General features: G+C 60.4%; 15 protein-coding genes. 10 read left to right on the top strand and 5 right to left on the bottom strand.

Annotated features, from left to right (window positions below; all coding sequences use genetic code 11):
- Nucleotides 1-26: 26 nt before the first annotated feature.
- Together K9857_RS24680 and ompR are read right to left on the bottom strand one after the other, a co-directional pair.
- On the bottom strand, nt 27-1,340 hold the full coding sequence (locus K9857_RS24680) for an ATP-binding protein (protein WP_224540234.1): 1,314 nt from the start codon (nt 1,338-1,340) through the stop codon (nt 27-29).
- Nucleotides 1,341-1,451: 111 nt separating this feature from the next.
- Nucleotides 1,452-2,192 (bottom strand): two-component system response regulator OmpR, encoded by a 741-nt coding sequence (ompR, locus tag K9857_RS24675; RefSeq protein WP_096513915.1) that lies wholly within the window; start codon nt 2,190-2,192, stop codon nt 1,452-1,454.
- Nucleotides 2,193-2,553: 361 nt separating this feature from the next.
- Between ompR and K9857_RS24670 the strand changes: the two genes are divergently transcribed.
- The 9 genes from K9857_RS24670 (at nt 2,554) to K9857_RS24630 (ending at nt 12,910) form a co-directional block, all read left to right on the top strand.
- Nucleotides 2,554-4,878, top strand: a complete 2,325-nt coding sequence (locus K9857_RS24670) for a Tex family protein (RefSeq protein WP_224540232.1) — start codon at nt 2,554-2,556, stop codon at nt 4,876-4,878.
- The gene (locus K9857_RS24665; RefSeq protein WP_175376481.1) at nt 4,878-5,261 is read left to right on the top strand and encodes a PaaI family thioesterase; all 384 of its coding nucleotides are present in this window, start codon (nt 4,878-4,880) and stop codon (nt 5,259-5,261) included. The genes K9857_RS24670 and K9857_RS24665 overlap by 1 nt, the downstream gene beginning before the upstream one ends.
- Before the next feature lie 262 nt (nt 5,262-5,523).
- A complete protein-coding gene (gene gshA / locus K9857_RS24660) occupies nt 5,524-7,107 on the top strand; it encodes a glutamate--cysteine ligase (RefSeq protein ID WP_224540230.1) in 1,584 nt (527 codons plus the stop codon).
- A 208-nt stretch (nt 7,108-7,315) separates the two neighbouring features.
- Nucleotides 7,316-8,293, top strand: coding sequence for a taurine ABC transporter substrate-binding protein (tauA, locus tag K9857_RS24655; RefSeq protein ID WP_224540228.1), 978 nt, complete (start codon nt 7,316-7,318; stop codon nt 8,291-8,293).
- A 16-nt stretch (nt 8,294-8,309) separates the two neighbouring features.
- The gene (gene tauB, locus K9857_RS24650) at nt 8,310-9,104 is read left to right on the top strand and encodes a taurine ABC transporter ATP-binding subunit (protein ID WP_224540225.1); all 795 of its coding nucleotides are present in this window, start codon (nt 8,310-8,312) and stop codon (nt 9,102-9,104) included.
- A complete protein-coding gene (gene tauC / locus K9857_RS24645) occupies nt 9,101-9,934 on the top strand; it encodes a taurine ABC transporter permease TauC (protein WP_224540223.1) in 834 nt (277 codons plus the stop codon). The genes tauB and tauC overlap by 4 nt, the downstream gene beginning before the upstream one ends.
- Nucleotides 9,935-10,071: 137 nt before the next feature.
- Complete coding sequence (tauD, locus tag K9857_RS24640; protein WP_224540221.1) at nt 10,072-10,914, top strand: taurine dioxygenase; 843 nt, start codon at nt 10,072-10,074, stop codon at nt 10,912-10,914.
- Between the two features lie 112 nt (nt 10,915-11,026).
- Entirely contained in the window at nt 11,027-11,698 is a 672-nt protein-coding gene (locus K9857_RS24635) for a hypothetical protein (RefSeq protein WP_224540219.1), read from the top strand.
- Nucleotides 11,699-11,707: 9 nt separating this feature from the next.
- The gene (locus tag K9857_RS24630; protein WP_224540217.1) at nt 11,708-12,910 is read left to right on the top strand and encodes a helix-turn-helix domain-containing protein; all 1,203 of its coding nucleotides are present in this window, start codon (nt 11,708-11,710) and stop codon (nt 12,908-12,910) included.
- 75 nt (nt 12,911-12,985) lie between these two features.
- Here the strand turns inward: K9857_RS24630 and mgrA are convergent, their stop codons facing one another.
- From mgrA to K9857_RS24615, 3 genes are all read right to left on the bottom strand, one after another.
- A complete protein-coding gene (mgrA, locus tag K9857_RS24625; protein ID WP_224540216.1) occupies nt 12,986-14,023 on the bottom strand; it encodes an L-glyceraldehyde 3-phosphate reductase in 1,038 nt (345 codons plus the stop codon).
- 133 nt (nt 14,024-14,156) lie between these two features.
- A complete protein-coding gene (locus K9857_RS24620) occupies nt 14,157-14,558 on the bottom strand; it encodes a type II toxin-antitoxin system HicB family antitoxin (protein WP_224540215.1) in 402 nt (133 codons plus the stop codon).
- Nucleotides 14,559-14,712: 154 nt separating this feature from the next.
- Nucleotides 14,713-15,603 (bottom strand): LysR family transcriptional regulator, encoded by an 891-nt coding sequence (locus K9857_RS24615; RefSeq protein ID WP_224540214.1) that lies wholly within the window; start codon nt 15,601-15,603, stop codon nt 14,713-14,715.
- A 122-nt stretch (nt 15,604-15,725) separates the two neighbouring features.
- Here K9857_RS24615 and K9857_RS24610 point away from each other — a divergent pair, with 122 nt between their 5' ends.
- Complete coding sequence (locus tag K9857_RS24610; RefSeq protein ID WP_224540212.1) at nt 15,726-16,466, top strand: SDR family oxidoreductase; 741 nt, start codon at nt 15,726-15,728, stop codon at nt 16,464-16,466.
- Nucleotides 16,467-16,526: the final 60 nt, after the last annotated feature.

Raw genomic sequence — 16,526 nt, 5'->3', positions numbered from 1 at the left:
TGCCCGCGAAGAGGCCTTCGGCCCCGTTAAACCGCATCCCGCGGCAACATCAATCCCAATGGCAACCTCACCCGCGCTTCCAGACCGCCGCCGGAACGGTTGCGCAACTCGACATTCCCGCCATGCATTGAAGCGATCCGCTTGACGATCGCCAGCCCCAGCCCGGTGCCTTTGCCACCCCGGGCACGGTCGCCACGGGTGAAGGGGTTGAAGATCGCTTCCAGCTCCGCCGGGTCGATCCCGGCGCCACGGTCCATGACGCTCAGCACCACATAGGGAGCAGCGGTGTCGCCGGAAACATAGGCCGCCACTTCCACGCCACTGCCCGCGTGATGAAGCGCGTTGCCGATCAGGTTGTTCAGCAACCGCTTCATCGACACCCGACGCAATGGAAACGGCTGGATCGGCTCCAGGCGCAAGTGCACCTTCTCTTCGTTCTGGTTGAACGGCGCAGCCACTTCCCGGACCAGATCGCTCAGGTCCACCTCCTCCACCGACTCATCGCGACCGTCGCGAATGAAGGCCAGGAACTGGTCGAGGATCGCATCCATGTCTTCAATATCGCGGACCATGTCGTCGGTCAGGTCGGTGCGGTCGCCCATCAGCTCCAGTGACAATCGCAGGCGAGTCAGCGGCGTACGCAAGTCATGGGACACCCCCGCCAGCATCAGCTCACGCTCGCGCCCGGCCTGTTCGACGTCTTCCGCCATCTGGTTGAAGGCGCGATACACCTCGGTCATTTCACTGGGCGTGTCGCTGATCGGCAGGCGCACACTGCGGCCCTGGCCGAGTTGCCGAGCCGCATAGACCAGGCGCTTCAATGGTTGGTTGAGCTGGCTGACGAAGATCCACGCCGACGCCGTGGACAGCAGACCGATCGCCAGGAACCAGCCCAGCACGTTCCAGATCTTCTGACCGCGCAGCGGATGCGGGTACAGCGGCACTTTCATCCAGCCATCACCCAGGCTCGGTGCCCTCACCCACAAGGCCGGTGGCGTGTGCATGCGCAATCGCACCTCGGTATCGGCGCCCAGTTCGGCCTGCATCTGTCGCTGGTAGATTTCGCTGTATGGCCAGTGTTGCTCGCCTTCCGGCACGCCAGTGCCCACCACCCGGATCAGGGTCGCGGCTTCGGCAATCTTGTCGCGGTTGTTTTCGTCGGCTGCCCAATAGGCGCGCAGCGTCAGGGCGACGCCGTGGCTGTATTGGCGGTCAACCAGCACGTCCTCGTTCATCAACAGATAAACCAGGGTCAGTGCCTTGGAGAACAGAACGACGATGAGCACCAGCCAAAGGGTGCGGGAGAAGAAACTCTGGGGGAACCAAACCGGGGTTTTCATGGATAGGCGCTACACACTTGCAGGAACGAGCGATGCTCGCATATTGCGGGTCGCGAGTCTGCGGCCATGGTCATCAGACCTGTCCGCCGACCCGCTCCTGCAATGGGTCGATCACTTGGTGGCGGTGCCATCCGGAACGAACACATAACCCACGCCCCAGACGGTCTGGATATAACGCGGTTTGGATGGATCGGGTTCGATCATCCGGCGCAGACGGGAAATCTGCACGTCGATGGAGCGCTCCAGAGCGTCCCATTCGCGGCCACGGGCCAGGTTCATCAGCTTGTCGCGGGTCAGCGGCTGGCGGGCGTTCATGACCAGCGCCTTGAGGACCGCGAACTCGCCAGTGGTGAGCATGTGCACTTCTTCGCCGCGCTTGAGCTCGCGGGTAGCCAGGGACAGTTCGTAGTCACCGAAGGTCACGCTTTCGTCTTCGCTGCCCGGCGCGCCCGGCACCGGTGCCGACTGACGGCGCAATACGGCTTTGACACGGGCCATCAGCTCGTCAGGGTTGAACGGCTTGGCCAGGTAATCATCGGCGCCCAGTTCCAGGCCCTTGATACGGCTCAGCTCGTCGCCCTTGGCGGTCAGCATGATGATCGGAATCTGGTTGTTCGCGCTGCGCAGGCGGCGGCATGCGGTCAGGCCGTCTTCGCCGGGCAGCATCAGGTCGAGGACGACCAGGTTGAACACTTCACGCGCCAGCAGGCGGTCCATTTGTTCAGTGTTCGGGACGGCACGGGCGCGGTAGCCCTTGCTGACGAAAAAACGCTCCAGCAGGCTGCTGAGGCCCGGGTCGTCGTCAACAATAAGAATTTTTTCGCCTTCAGCAATGTTTGCAGTGCTGCTCATTGAATGCTCCTTTTAGCTCGGCGCGCATTATGGCGTAGCTGCCGTTATACGCACCGTGTGCATTGTTAGCAGATTTTTCCTTCACTGCCAGGAATCCCGGCACGGATCCCACTGACCCGGGACACACCCCAAGGGCCGAACGCTGGTTATAATGCGCGGCCTTTTGTGTCAGGCAACGTCTGATCGTTACCCCCGGCGGCCGCTTTTTATTTTTCATGGCACCGGCAGTAATTGTTCGATTTCACGGGTCAACGAGATACCTTTTGATCCAGGCAGCGGCGCAGGCTTGCCGCTCAACCAGACTCGCCAGGGCCCTGTATCGCGCCTGCGAGCCTGCTTTCACAATTTGTCAGGTGGTTTTATGGACAGCATCAACAGCCGCATCGCCGAAGAACTCGGCGTACGCCCACAACAGGTCGAAGCGGCCGTCGCGCTACTCGATGAAGGCTCTACCGTTCCCTTCATCGCCCGTTACCGGAAAGAAGTCACCGGCAGCCTCGATGACACCCAGTTGCGTCATCTGGAAGAGCGTCTGCGCTACCTGCGAGAACTCGACGAACGGCGCATCAGCATCCTGGCCAGCATCGAAGAGCAAGGCAAGCTGACCCCGCAGCTGGAACGCGATATCAAGCTCGCCGACACCAAGACCCGCCTCGAAGACCTGTACCTGCCGTACAAGCAAAAACGCCGCACCAAGGGCCAGATCGCCCTCGAAGCCGGCCTCGGCGAACTGGCCGACGGTCTGTTCAACGACCCAAGCCTGACCCCGGAAACCGAGGCCGCGCGCTTCGTTAACGCCGAAAAAGGCGTCGCCGACGTGAAGGCCGCCCTCGAAGGCTCCAAGTACATTCTGATGGAGCGCTTCGCCGAAGACGCGAGCCTGCTGGAAAAACTGCGCAATTACCTCAAGCAGGAAGCCACCCTCAGTGCCCGCGTGATCGCCGGCAAGGAAGAGGAAGGCGCCAAGTTCCGCGACTATTTCGAACACGACGAACCGCTGAAAAGCATGCCATCGCACCGCGCCCTGGCGATTTTCCGTGGCCGCAACGAAGGCATTCTCAGCTCCGCGCTGAAAGTCGGCGATGAACTGCCGGGCACCATGCACCCGTGCGAAGGCATGATCGGCCAGCAATTCGGCATCCAGAACCAGAACCGTCCTGCCGACAAATGGCTGGGCGAAGTAGTGCGCTGGACCTGGAAGGTCAAGCTCTACACCCACCTGGAAACCGACCTGCTGGGCGAACTGCGCGACGGCGCGGAAGCCGAGGCGATCAACGTTTTCGCCCACAACCTGCACGACCTGCTGCTGTCCGCTCCGGCTGGTCCGCGCGCCACTCTGGGCCTGGACCCTGGCCTGCGCACCGGCTGCAAGGTGGCCGTGGTCGACTCCACCGGCAAGCTGCTGGATCACGCCACCGTTTACCCGCACGTGCCGCACAACAAATGGGACCAGACCATCGCGATCCTGGCCGCCCTGTGCGCCAAGCATTCGGTGGATCTGATCGCCATCGGCAACGGCACCGCCAGCCGTGAAACCGACAAGCTGGCGATTGAGCTGATCAAAAAATACCCAGCCATGAAGATGACCAAGGTCATGGTGTCCGAGGCCGGTGCATCGGTGTACTCGGCATCGGAACTGGCGGCCAAGGAATTCCCGGACCTGGACGTGTCGATCCGTGGCGCAGTTTCCATTGCCCGCCGCCTGCAGGATCCACTGGCGGAACTGGTGAAGATCGACCCGAAATCCATCGGCGTCGGCCAGTACCAGCACGACGTGTCGCAGCTGAAACTGGCCCGCGGCCTGGACGCCGTGGTCGAAGACTGTGTGAACGCCGTGGGCGTGGACGTGAACACCGCTTCGGTTGCGCTGCTGGCTCGTATTTCCGGCCTCAACGCGACCCTGGCGCAGAACATCGTCAGCCACCGCGACGAACACGGGGCTTTCAAAACCCGTGCTGCCCTGAAGAAAGTCGCGCGTCTGGGTGAAAAAACCTTCGAACAGGCCGCCGGCTTCCTGCGGGTGATGAACGGCGATAACCCGCTGGACTCCTCCGCCGTTCACCCGGAAGCCTATCCGCTGGTGCAGCGCATCGCCGCCGAGACCGACCGCGACATTCGCTCGCTGATTGGCGACGCGTCGTTCCTCAAGCGTCTGGATCCGAAGAAATTCACCGACGAAACCTTCGGCCTGCCGACCGTCACCGACATTCTTCAGGAACTGGAAAAACCGGGCCGCGACCCGCGTCCGGAGTTCAAGACCGCCGAGTTCATGGAAGGCGTTGAAGACCTCAAGGACCTGCAACCGGGCATGATCCTCGAAGGTGTGGTGACCAACGTGACGGCCTTCGGCGCATTCGTCGACATCGGCGTGCATCAGGACGGTTTGGTGCACATCTCCGCACTTTCGGAGAAGTTCATCAAGGATCCACGCGAAGCGGTGAAAGCCGGTGACGTGGTGAAAGTGAAGGTCATGGAAGTCGACATTCCACGCAAACGCGTGGGCCTGTCGATGCGCATGAGCGACACCCCGGGCGAGAAAATCGACGGTGCCCGTGGCGCGCGTCCTGGCTCGGCACCGCGTCAGTCGCAGAACAACGCGCCGCGCAAGGAAACCACGGCGGCGGCTCCGTCCAACAATGCCATGGCTTCGCTGTTCGCCAACGCCAAGCAGTTGAAGAAGCGTTGATGGATATCCCTGCCGGGTATACCGAAAGCGCGTTTTTCAAGCTGCTGGGCTGCCGTCTGCACAGCCTGGAAACCGGGGTGGCGCAAGTCGCTCTGGTGCTCGAGCCCGAGTTGCGCAATCGCGCCGGCAAGCTGCACGGCGGCGCCTTGTTCAGTCTGGTGGACATTGCCATGGGGCTGGCCTGTTCCAGCAGCCATGGCTTTGACCAGCAGAGCGCGACCATCGAGTGCAAGATCAACTACATCCGCGCCGTCGCCGACGGCGAGGTGATGTGCACGGCGCGGGTGATCCACCCGGGCCGCCGCACCCTGGTGGTCGAGGCCGACGTCGTACAAGGCGACAAACTGGTCGCAAAAGCACAAGGCACGTTCGCTGTCCTGTAGCTAGTCGCCATCAATTTGAGTTAATTTCGGCGCAATGCCTCGCTCTGTAGGAGCAGAGCTTGCTCGCGATAGCGGATTATCAGACGACAATTGTGTTGGCTGACACACCGCATCGCGAGCAAGCTCGGCTCCTACAGGGGATCTGTGCAAAATTTGATCAATAGCGACAAAAACCAGGCGAAAACGCCAGTTTCAACTTCACCCTTGTAGACCGTCTTGCCCACCCCCATATTGGGGCGACTGACGCGTGAAGGAATCCAACTTGAGCGAACTTCTCAACCGCCGCCTGGCCCTGCTCGGCGAGCGCGCTAACCTCTCTCTGCTCGAACAGTGCCTTCACGGCATCGAACGTGAATGCCTGCGCGTGACCGGCGAAGGTCGCCTGGCGCAAACGCCGCACCCGGAAGAACTGGGTTCCGCGCTGACCAATGAACAGATCACCACCGACTATTCCGAGTCGCTGCTGGAGTTCATCACCCCTGCCCTGACCGATCCGGCCGATACGCTGGCGAGCCTGGACAGCATTCATCGCTTTGCCTACAGCAAGCTCGGCAACGAGTACCTGTGGAGTCCATCGATGCCGTGCCCATTGCCGGCCGAGGAAGATATCCCGATCGCCTACTACGGCACCTCCAACATCGGGCAGCTCAAGTACGTGTACCGCAAGGGCCTGGCCCTGCGTTACGGCAAGACCATGCAGTGCATCGCCGGGATTCACTACAACTTCTCCCTGCCGGAAAAACTCTGGCCGCTGCTCAAGACGGCCGAAGGTTTTGTCGGCACCGACCGCGACTTCCAGTCGTCGTCCTACATCGCCCTGATCCGCAACTTCCGCCGTTACAGCTGGCTGCTGATGTACCTGTTCGGTGCATCGCCGGCCCTGGACGCCGGCTTCCTGCGTGGCCGTGCGCATCAGCTGGAGCAACTGGACCCGGACACCCTGTATCTGCCCTACGCCACCAGCCTGCGCATGAGCGACCTGGGTTATCAATCCAACGCCCAGGCCGGCCTGACCCCTTGCTACAACGATCTGGTCAGCTACACCGACAGTCTGCGCAAAGCGGTAGCCACGCCCTACGCGCCGTACGTCGAAGTCGGTACGCACAAGGACGGTGAGTGGGTTCAGCTCAACACCAACATCCTGCAGATCGAAAACGAGTACTACTCCAACATTCGCCCAAAACGCGTGACCTACTCCGGCGAACGTCCGATCCAGGCCTTGATGGCCCGTGGCATTCAGTACGTCGAAGTGCGTTGCCTGGACATCAACCCGTTCCTGCCGATGGGCATCGACATCACCGAATCGCGTTTCCTCGACGCCTTCCTGCTGTACTGCGCCCTGAACGACAGCCCGCTGCTGACCAACACCAGCTGCGGCAACGCCACCTCGAACTTCCTCAGCGTGGTCAAGGAAGGTCGTCGTCCGGGCCTGCAGTTGCAGCGCGATGGTCAGCCGGTGGAACTGAAGGAATGGGCAGGCCAGTTGCTGGAAAGCATCGCGCCGTTGGCCGCGCTGCTTGATCAGAGCCACGGCGGCGATGCCCACAGCAAGGCGCTGGATGCGCAGATGGCCAAGGTCAAGGATCCGTCCCTGACACCTTCGGCCCAGGTCCTTGCGTCGATGGCCGAGCACAAGGAAAGCTTCGCCCAGTTCTCCCTGCGTCAGAGCCAGGTGCATGCGGAGTTCTTCCGCAGCGAGCCATTGCCTGCGGATGTTCAGGCGAAATTTGAAGAACGTGCGCGTACTTCGCTGGCTGAGCAGGTTGAGCTGGAACAGAACGAGGTTGGCGATTTCGACGTGTTCGTCGGGGCTTATCAGGCGAGCATTCTGGCGATCAGCAACTAAGGTCCTTCGGACCTATCGCGAGCAGGCTCGCTCCCACAGGGTATGCGTTTCCCTTGTAGGAGCGAGCCTGCTCGCGATTGACTGCGCAGCGGTCACGCTTAAATTACTCCGATCATAAGCTCATTCGAAAAAGTTATTTATTTTTGAATTCTTAGATCATTTAGTCTCCTTTCACGCCGACTCTCGGTCGCCTGACAGGAGCTCCCCCATGAAACTGCACTTCCCCCTTCGCTTGCTGGCGGCCGCTTCCCTGGCTGCGGCGAGTTTCTTTGCCCAGGCGGCTGACGTCACCGTCGCCTACCAGACCACCGTCGATCCGGCGAAAGTCGCCCAGGCCGACGGCGCCTACGAAAAGGCCACCAAGGCCGACATCAGCTGGCGCAAGTTCGATAACGGTGCCGACATCATCGCCGCCATCGCCTCCGGTGACGTGCAGATCGGCTACCTCGGTTCCAGCCCGCTGACCGCCGCCATCACCCGCAAGGTACCGGTGGAAACCTTCCTCATCGCCACCCAGATCGGTGCCGCCGAGGCCCTGGTGGCGCGCGACGGTTCCGGGATCAAGACCCCGCAGGACCTGATCGGCAAGAAGATCGCCGTGCCTTTCGTTTCGACCGGCCACTACAGCCTGCTGGCCGCGCTCAAGCACTGGAACATCGACCCGTCGAAAGTCACCGTGCTCAACCTCGCGCCGCCGGCGATCATTGCCGCCTGGAAGCGCGGCGACATCGACGCCACCTACGTCTGGGATCCGGCGCTGGGTGTGGCCAAGGAAAACGGCAAAGTGCTGATTACCTCCGGCGAACTGGCCAAGTTCGGCGCGCCGACCTTTGATGCCTGGATCGTGCGCAAGGACTTCGCCGAGAAGCACCCGGAAATCGTTTCGGCCTTCGCCAAAGTCACCCTGGATGCCTACGCCGAATACCGCAAAGACCCGCAAGCCTGGATCGCCAATCAAGGCAACGTCGACAAGCTGGTGAAACTCTCCGGCGCCAAGGCCAGCGACATTCCGCTGCTGCTGCAAGGCAACGTCTACCCGCTTGCGGCCGATCAGGTGATCAGCCTCGGCGCCCCTACCACCAAGGCCATCACCGACACCGCCGTGTTCCTCAAGGAGCAAGGCAAGGTCGAGGCGGTGCTGCCGGACTACGCGCCGTACGTCAGCGCCAAGTTCATCACCAACTGATCGGGAGCTGACTGAGATGGCCTTGCTACAGCTGGAGCGTATCAGCGCACAGTACCCCGGCAGCCCGGAACCGGTGCTGGCGGACATTTCCCTCACCCTGGGCCCCCAGCAACTGCTGGTCGCCCTCGGCCCGTCCGGCAGTGGCAAGACATCGCTGTTGAACCTGATTGCCGGTTTCGTCGAACCCAGCGCCGGGCGCATCACCCTCGACGGCGTGCCGGTCAAAGGTCCGAGCGCTGAACGTGGTGTGGTGTTTCAGGACGACGCCCTGTTGCCCTGGCAGGACGTGCTGGCCAACGTCGGCTTCGGCCTGGAACTGGCAGGCGTTGCGCGGGGAAAACGCGAACTTCGCGCCCGTGAAATGCTTTCGCTGGTCGACCTGTCCGGCTTCGAACAGCGTCGTATCTGGCAGTTGTCCGGCGGACAGAAACAGCGCGTCGGCCTGGCCCGCGCCCTCGCCGCCGACCCACGGGTATTGCTGATGGACGAGCCCTTCGGCGCCCTCGATGCCTTTACCCGCGAACAGATGCAGGAACTGCTGCTGCAAGTCTGGCGGCGCACCGCCAAGCCGGTGTTCCTGATCACCCACGACATTGAAGAAGCGGTCTTCCTCGCCACCGACCTGATTCTGCTGGCGCCGAATCCCGGGCAAATCGTCGAACGCCTGCAGCTGGATTTCGGCCAGCGTTACGCCGCTGGCGAGTCGGCGCGCTCGATCAAATCCGACCCGCGTTTTATCGAAACCCGTGAACACGTGCTCGCCCGAGTGTTCTCCCAACGCAGCGCCGCCCAGCGGCAGGAGCGCGCATGAGCAGCTATGAGATTCCCGTTGCCGCGGTAAAGACTGGCGCTACGGCGGTTCCGGTTCGCCGCAGTTTGAGTATTCGCTGGATCAGCCTGCTGACGCTGGCCGCTCTGGTTTTCGTCTGGTGGGCCGTGACGGCCAGCGGTTTGATCGAGCCGCTGTTCCTCCCGCCGCCGTCCGCCGTGCTGCAAAAGGGCTGGCTGCTGGCGACCACCGGCTACATGGATTCGACCCTGTGGCAGCACCTGGGCGCGAGCCTCAGTCGCATCGGCCTAGGCCTTGGTTTTGCCGTGCTGACCGCGGTGCCCGTGGGTATCGCCATCGGCGCCAACCGCATCGCACGGGGCGTGCTCGATCCTTTGATCGAGTTCTACCGTCCTATTCCGCCGCTGGCGTATCTGCCGCTGATCGTGATCTGGTGCGGCATCGGGGAGCTGTCGAAAGTCCTGCTGATTTACCTGGCGATTTTCGCCCCGATTGCCATCGCCACCGCCACCGGCGTGCGCACCGTCGACCCGGCGAAATTGCGCGCCGCGCAGTCCCTCGGTGCAACCCGCGCGCAGTTGATTCGCCATGTGATTCTGCCAAGCGCCCTGCCGGACATTTTGACCGGCGTGCGTATTGGTCTGGGTGTGGGCTGGTCGACCCTGGTCGCCGCCGAACTGATCGCCGCCACCAGCGGCCTGGGTTTCATGGTGCAGTCGGCCGCGCAGTTCCTGGTCACCGATGTGGTGGTGCTGGGCATCCTGGTCATCGCCCTGATCGCCTTCGCCATGGAAATGGGCCTGCGCGCCCTGCAGCGCAAACTGGTGCCGTGGCATGGCCAGGCGCATTAATCATCGATCACCGAACTCCCCACTGTAGGAGCCGAGCTTGCTCGCGATAGCAGACTGTCAGACCACACACCTGTGACTGAAGCACCGCCATCGCGAGCAAGCTCGGCTCCTACAGAATGAAATTGAAGAGAACGTCCATGAGCACTCTCAGCATCACCCCATTGAGCCCCGCCCTCGGCGCACAAATCAGCGGCGTCGACATCAGCCAGCCACTGAACCTGGAACAGCGCGACGCCATCGAGCAGGCCCTGCTCAAGCATCAGGTGCTGTTCTTCCGCAACCAACCGATCACCCCGCAACAGCAGGCGCGTTTCGCCGCCAACTTCGGCGACCTGCACATTCACCCGATCTACCCGAACGTGCCGGAACAACCAGAGATCCTGATCCTCGACACCGCCGTCACCGACGTGCGCGACAACGCGATCTGGCACACCGACGTGACCTTCCTGCCGACCCCGGCCCTGGGCGCGGTGCTCAGCGCCAAGCTGCTGCCGGAGTACGGCGGCGACACGCTGTGGGCCAGTGGCATCGCCGCGTACGAAGCCTTGTCCGCCCCGATGAAAACCCTGCTCGAAGGCCTGACCGCCACCCACGACTTCACCCGTTCCTTCCCGCTGGAGCGCTACGGCAACACCCCCGAGGCGCTGGCGCAATGGGAAGAGGCACGGCGCAAGAACCCGCCGCTGTCACACCCGGTCATCCGCACGCACCCGGTCAGCGGACGCCGCTCGCTGTTCGTCAATGAGGGCTTCACTTCGAAGATCAACGAACTGTCGGAAACCGAGAGCGAAGCGATTCTGAAATTCCTGTTCGCCCACACCACCCGCCCGGAATTCACCATCCGCTGGCGCTGGCAGCAAGACGACATCGCCTTCTGGGACAACCGCGTGACCCAGCATTACGCCGTCGACGACTACCGCCCGGCACGGCGCGTGATGCAGCGGGCTACGGTGTTGGGGGATGTGCCGTTTTTTCGATAATTCCAGGCTCACACCGCTCGTCTGGCGACCTGTACAAAAACACAGTTATTTCTTCCATAACGAATAAAAATTAAGTAAAAATCCGATTACCGAACAGTAAGTGGTGAAACCCATGATCACAAAGGAAGAGATTCAGAGTTTCATTCGTGAGCAGGTTGATAGGGAGTTTTTCGAGGAATTGGGCGTGTTGATTCCTCAAACCTTTCAAACGGCTACAAAAGTGGCGCAGGACCTTCTGATTAATATTCCTCATGAGAATCTCAGGGGGCACTTGCGCCACTCACTCGCTCAGGATGCCCTGGCAGGTATGGGGCGCTGGAGTCCCATCATCAAATCCACCGATCCCAAAGGGCATCATTACGTCCTGTTGGAGTTGGGAAAGCTGCGAATCACAACCGTCGTTTTGCCTTGGCAAAAAGACATTCGCGCGGCTAAACACCGTAGTGAATTGAAAGCACTCAACGAATCGCTGGCATCCACTCAAATGGACTGGATCGATGGACCGTCCCAACCCGTATCCGAACAGTTGATCCACGCTCTGGTTGTAGTCCACGCACCACCTTTCGGTTCAGCAGATCAATCAGAACCTTTGGCGATCATGATGGCGATACCCTACTTCAACGGTAAGGGTTTCCATATGGATTGCACCTTCGAGGAGCTTCTTCAGAGCTACTCTGCTAACCAGGTTATTGATCAGAAACCGATTGAATTGGTGAAGTTGCGAGATAAGATGCGCCGCGCTGAAGAAATCGAAGACCAAATTGAAAATGGGCAAAGTTCCTAGGGGTGAACCATGAGAACTGGAGTCGCGGGCTTTCAGTCCGAGCGTCTCAAACAGTTGCGGCTCACGTGTGGTATCACGCAGACCGCATTGGCCGAGATGGTTGGGCGCGCCTCCGGAAATATCTCCAAATGGGAAAACGGCCTTCAAGTCCCTGAAGCCGATGCGTTTCAGCGGCTATGCGAAGTCTTTGGCGTGAGTGAAAACTGGTTGCTCGAAGAACAAACCGTAACCAGCGAGAACACGCCGTTCTTTTTCCGCTCACAGGCAAGCGCCACGGTTACAGCGAGAGAAATTGCTGAAGTACGCCTGGAGTGGCTTCAAGACATCTCCTACAAACTTCAGGAAAGTCTTGAGTTTGTTGCGGTGAATGTTCCTCACCTTGAAGAGCAAAATTGCCTGCTGATTTCTGATGAAGAAATCGAACGCATGGCCAGCGAGTGTCGCCAGGCCTGGGGGCTTGGGGTTGCCCCCATACCCAATGTCGTTCAGGTTCTGGAAAACGCAGGAATCGTGTGTGCCCGAACGACACTCGGCCACCTGAAAATGGACGGTGTTTCAAATTGGCATGAACTTGATCAGCGCCCTTATGTGTTGCTCGTCGCGGACAAAGCGAACGGCATAAGAAATCGATTCGATGCAGCCCATGAACTGGGACATATCGTTCTCCACCGGCATATGTCCAAGGATCAATACGAGTCGAACTACGATCTGCTTGAGTCTCAGGCCCATCGATTTGCAAGCGCATTTCTGATGCCTGCAGAAAGCTTCCTCAGAGAGATTCGTTGGCCGACTCTGGATACCCTGCTTGCGTTGAAAGCTCGGTGGAAAGTGTCTGTCGCAGCAATGGTTCGCAGATGCCAGGACCTGGAAATAATCAACGAGACCACGACAACGCGCCTGTGGAAAGCCAGATCAGCAAGAGGCTGGGTCAAGGGTGAACCCATGGATGGCGACTTCGATTTTGAAAGGCCGCTATTGATCACTCAAGGCGTGAAAATGCTCGTGGAAAACAAGGTGCTTTCCCGATCTCAAGTCAGACAGCTTTTGGGATTGCCTCTGCCGGTTCTTGAGAGCCTGTGCAGCCTGGATGAGGGTTATTTCACTCTCCCTGATCAGTCGCAGGTGATCGACATGCAGCTTAGAAAAAGGCCCGCGAGAGAGATGTTCTTTGGCGAACCCGCAGAAATTCTCGGCTTTCCAAACAAGAAGTAACGACGACACGTCCTTTAAAAAATCAGGCCCCTTCACGCGTGAAGAGGCCTGATTTGTCTTTAACGCCAGACGAAGTTACTCCGCCATCGAAGGCTTCTCCCAAAGATTGATCCCGCCCTCTTGGGCAAACCGGTCAATCTCTGCCAGTTCCTCAACGCTGAAGCTCAAGTTCTTCAACGCCCCGACGTTCTCGACAATCTGCTCCGGCCGACTTGCGCCGATCAGTGCCGAGGTCACTCGCGGATCGCGCAGGGTCCAGGCCAGTGCCAGTTGCGCCAGGCTCTGGCCGCGACGCTTGGCGATTTCGTTCAAGGCTCGAACGTGAGCGATGTTGGCTTCGGACAGGTGCGAGGCCTGCAACGAACCACCGCCCGGACGATTGACCCGCGCGTCCGCCGGCACACCGTTCAGGTACTTGTCCGTCAGCAGCCCCTGCGCCAGCGGGGTGAAAGCAATCACCCCGGTGCCGAGTTCATCAGTGACATCCAGCAGGTCCTTTTCCACCCAGCGATTGAGCAGGTTATAGGCCGGCTGATGGATCAGCAGCGGCACTTTCCACTCCTTCAGCAGCGCGGCCATCTCGCGGGTTTTGACCCCGGAGTACGACGAGATGCCGATGTACAGGGCCTTGCCCTGCTGCACCGCCGTGGCAAGCGCGCTGGCGGTTTCTTCCAGCGGGGTGTCCGGGTCGAAACGGTGCGAGTAGAAAATGTCCACGTAGTCCAGGCCCAGGCGCTGCAGGCTCTGGTCGAGGCTGGCCAGTACATATTTGCGCGACCCGCCGCCCTGCCCGTAAGGCCCGGGCCACATGTCCCAACCGGCCTTGCTGGAGATGATCAGCTCATCGCGGTACTGCTTGAAATCCTCGCGCAGCAAACGGCCGAAATTGATCTCGGCGCTGCCGTAGGGCGGCCCGTAGTTGTTGGCCAGGTCGAAATGGTTGATCCCCAGATCGAACGCCGTGCGCAACAGCGCCCGCTGGGTGTCGATCGGCGTGCTGTCGCCGAAGTTGTGCCACAGGCCCAGGGACAGCGCCGGCAGCACCAGTCCGCTGCGTCCGACGCGGCGGTAAGGAATGGAGTCGTAGCGGTTTTCGGCAGCGGTGTAAGTCATCGAATCCTCTCTTGTCTGTCTTGAATCTGGTCTCGACTGCTTCGCCAGTCGCCCAGCATACGCTCGGACAAACGCCAAAAAACCTCTGACTCGACTAATTGCTGAAACGTTTCACAAAACTTTCATCGAAACCCTATTCCGACAGTTCGCGCAAGGCCGCAGCCGCCAAAAAACCGGAACGCGAGTTGTAGCGCTGGTCGCGTTTGACGGTCTGGTCGATGCGCTCAAGCAATTGCTCCGGCAGCGTGGCATTGAAACGCACCGCCTTGCCGAAATAAGGCGTGATATCGAAATCCACCACCGCCCACACGCCACCGGCGTAATCGGGGTTATCAAGATGTGCGTCGATTTCCTGCACCTGCGGCAGCGGATCACCGTCAGCCACCAGCCCTTCGTAATGCAGGGACAGCGCCTCTTTCACGCTCTCAAGCGCCTGTGCCACCGTGCTGCCTGCGGAAAAACATCCCGGAACGTCCGGGATGATCACGCCGTAGTCCGAGTCAGAGTTTTTGTGCAGAACGACCGTGTAGATCATGTCAGTGAACCCTTCCCGCAGTTGGATGAAGAACTCCAGACTTTACGGCAGCAGATCCGAGCGCATTTACGACTTAAACATTTTGAAAAGATCGCAGCCTTCGACAGGTGTCCGCGTGCCTCTGGAGCTGTCGAAGGCTGCGATCTTTTGATCTTTATCGCGCCTGCGCAAACACCTCCCCCAACCAATCCACAAACACCCGAACCCGTGGCGACATGTGTCGGTTGTGGGGGTACAGCACCGAGACTGGCATGGGTGGGGGTGGGGTGTTGGGGAGGATTTCCTTGATCAGGCCCTGGGCGATCTGGGTTTCCATTCGGTAGTGGGGGCATTGGATGAGGCCCAGTCCGGCGATGGCGGAGGCGGCGTAGATTTCGGCGCCGAATACGGACAGCGCGCTGTCGATGGGCACTTCCCTGAGTTCGCCATCGACCATGAATTCGAAGGGGAACACTTTGCCGTCGGTGCGGGACACGTAGTTCACGGCGCGGTGTTTTTTCAGGTCGTCGAGGGTTTTCGGTTCGCCGTGTTTGCGCAGATAGGCGGGGCTGGCGCAGGTGATCTGGCGCAGGCTGGCGACGCGTTTGCCGATCAGCGCCGAGTCGCTTAGGGTGCCGGCGCGCAGTACACAGTCGACGCCTTCGGCGATCAGGTCGACCAGGCGATCGGCTTCGCTAATGGACAGTTCGATGTCGGGGTAGCGGGCCATGAATTGCGGCAGCGCGGGGATGACGAAATGCCGGGCCAGGGTGCCGTGCAAATCCACCCGCAAGCGGCCTTTGGGCGCGACGCTGCGAAAGGCCAATTCGGCTTCTTCAAGTTCTGCGAGCAACTGCACGCAGCGCTGGTAATACGCCTCGCCATCCAGTGTCGGGCGCACTTTGCGCGTGCTGCGTTCCAGCAAGCGCGTGCCAAGCCAGGCCTCGAACTGGTTCAGGGTGTGGGTCAGGGTTGCGCGCGGCAGGTCCAGGTCCTGCGCCGCCAGGGTGAAGCTGCTGCGCTCGTAGATGCGCACGAAGACCTTCATCGCTTTGACCTGATCCACGCTGATCTCCCGACGCTAGATTGTTGGCGATTATTGAACAGTCAAGGCAACTCTCGTGCATTTATCGGCCTGAGTAAACATGTGAAATTGGCTCTACACACCTAATTCAGGAAGCAGAAAACATGTCGATTCAAGACTCGAAAGTTGCCCTCGTAACCGGCGCCTCCCGTGGCATTGGCGCGGTCATCGCCAAACAGCTGGCCGGCGAAGGTTTCGCCGTCGCGATCAACTACGCCAACAGCGCCAGCGAAGCTTCGAAGCTGGTGGTTGAGTTGCGTCAGGCCGGGTATCGGGCCATAGCGATCAAGGCCGATGTGGCCAATGCCGAGGACGTGCGGCGGATGTTCGATGAGACCGAAGCGCAGCTGGGAAAGATCGATGTACTGGTGAACAACGCCGGCATCCTCAAGGTCATGCCGCTGGCGCAGCACAGCGACGAGCTGTTCGAACAGACTTTCAACATCCACGCCCGCGGCACGTTCAACACCCTGCGCGAAGCAGCGACGCGCTTGAACAACGGCGGGCGGATCATCAATTTTTCCAGCAGTACCGTGGGCATGAACCTGCCGGGTTATGCGGTGTACATCGCCAGCAAGGCGGCGGTGGAATCGCTGACCCAGGTGTTCGCCAAGGAAATGCGCGGGCGCGACATCACGGTCAACGCGGTGGCGCCGGGGCCGGTGGCGACCGAGCTGTTCCTGCATGGCAAGAGCGAGGAACAGATCCAGACCCTCGCCAAAATGCCTCCGCTGGAGCGCCTTGGGCGGCCGGAGGATATTGCTCGGGTGGTGTCCTTTCTGGCGGGGCCGGAGTCGGGGTGGGTCAATGGGCAAATTTTGCGGGTCAATGGCGGGTTGGTTTAACTAAGCTAAAACTGATACCGAGGTGACCCCATCGCGGGCAAGCCCGCTCCCACAGAGATC

The sequence above is a fragment of the Pseudomonas sp. REP124 genome, assembly GCF_020164475.1.
In the GTDB taxonomy this organism is placed as follows: domain Bacteria; phylum Pseudomonadota; class Gammaproteobacteria; order Pseudomonadales; family Pseudomonadaceae; genus Aquipseudomonas.
Note: the sequence above shows the minus strand (reverse complement) of the source record. Positions and strands in the feature narration are given on the sequence as shown.

Bases quoted from the DNA above. Each gene is read 5' to 3' on its own strand.
- tauB (WP_224540225.1), top strand. From the start codon at position 8,310: ATGGCCTTGCTACAGCTGGAGCGTATCAGCGCACAGTACCCCGGCAGC.
- K9857_RS24610 (WP_224540212.1), top strand. From the start codon at position 15,726: ATGTCGATTCAAGACTCGAAAGTTGCCCTCGTAACCGGCGCCTCCCGT.
- K9857_RS24665 (WP_175376481.1), top strand. From the start codon at position 4,878: ATGGATATCCCTGCCGGGTATACCGAAAGCGCGTTTTTCAAGCTGCTG.
- tauA (WP_224540228.1), top strand. From the start codon at position 7,316: ATGAAACTGCACTTCCCCCTTCGCTTGCTGGCGGCCGCTTCCCTGGCT.
- K9857_RS24680 (WP_224540234.1), bottom strand. From the start codon at position 1,340: ATGAAAACCCCGGTTTGGTTCCCCCAGAGTTTCTTCTCCCGCACCCTT.
- K9857_RS24635 (WP_224540219.1), top strand. From the start codon at position 11,027: ATGATCACAAAGGAAGAGATTCAGAGTTTCATTCGTGAGCAGGTTGAT.
- tauD (WP_224540221.1), top strand. From the start codon at position 10,072: ATGAGCACTCTCAGCATCACCCCATTGAGCCCCGCCCTCGGCGCACAA.
- tauC (WP_224540223.1), top strand. From the start codon at position 9,101: ATGAGCAGCTATGAGATTCCCGTTGCCGCGGTAAAGACTGGCGCTACG.
- K9857_RS24620 (WP_224540215.1), bottom strand. From the start codon at position 14,558: ATGATCTACACGGTCGTTCTGCACAAAAACTCTGACTCGGACTACGGC.
- mgrA (WP_224540216.1), bottom strand. From the start codon at position 14,023: ATGACTTACACCGCTGCCGAAAACCGCTACGACTCCATTCCTTACCGC.
- K9857_RS24670 (WP_224540232.1), top strand. From the start codon at position 2,554: ATGGACAGCATCAACAGCCGCATCGCCGAAGAACTCGGCGTACGCCCA.
- ompR (WP_096513915.1), bottom strand. From the start codon at position 2,192: ATGAGCAGCACTGCAAACATTGCTGAAGGCGAAAAAATTCTTATTGTT.
- K9857_RS24630 (WP_224540217.1), top strand. From the start codon at position 11,708: ATGAGAACTGGAGTCGCGGGCTTTCAGTCCGAGCGTCTCAAACAGTTG.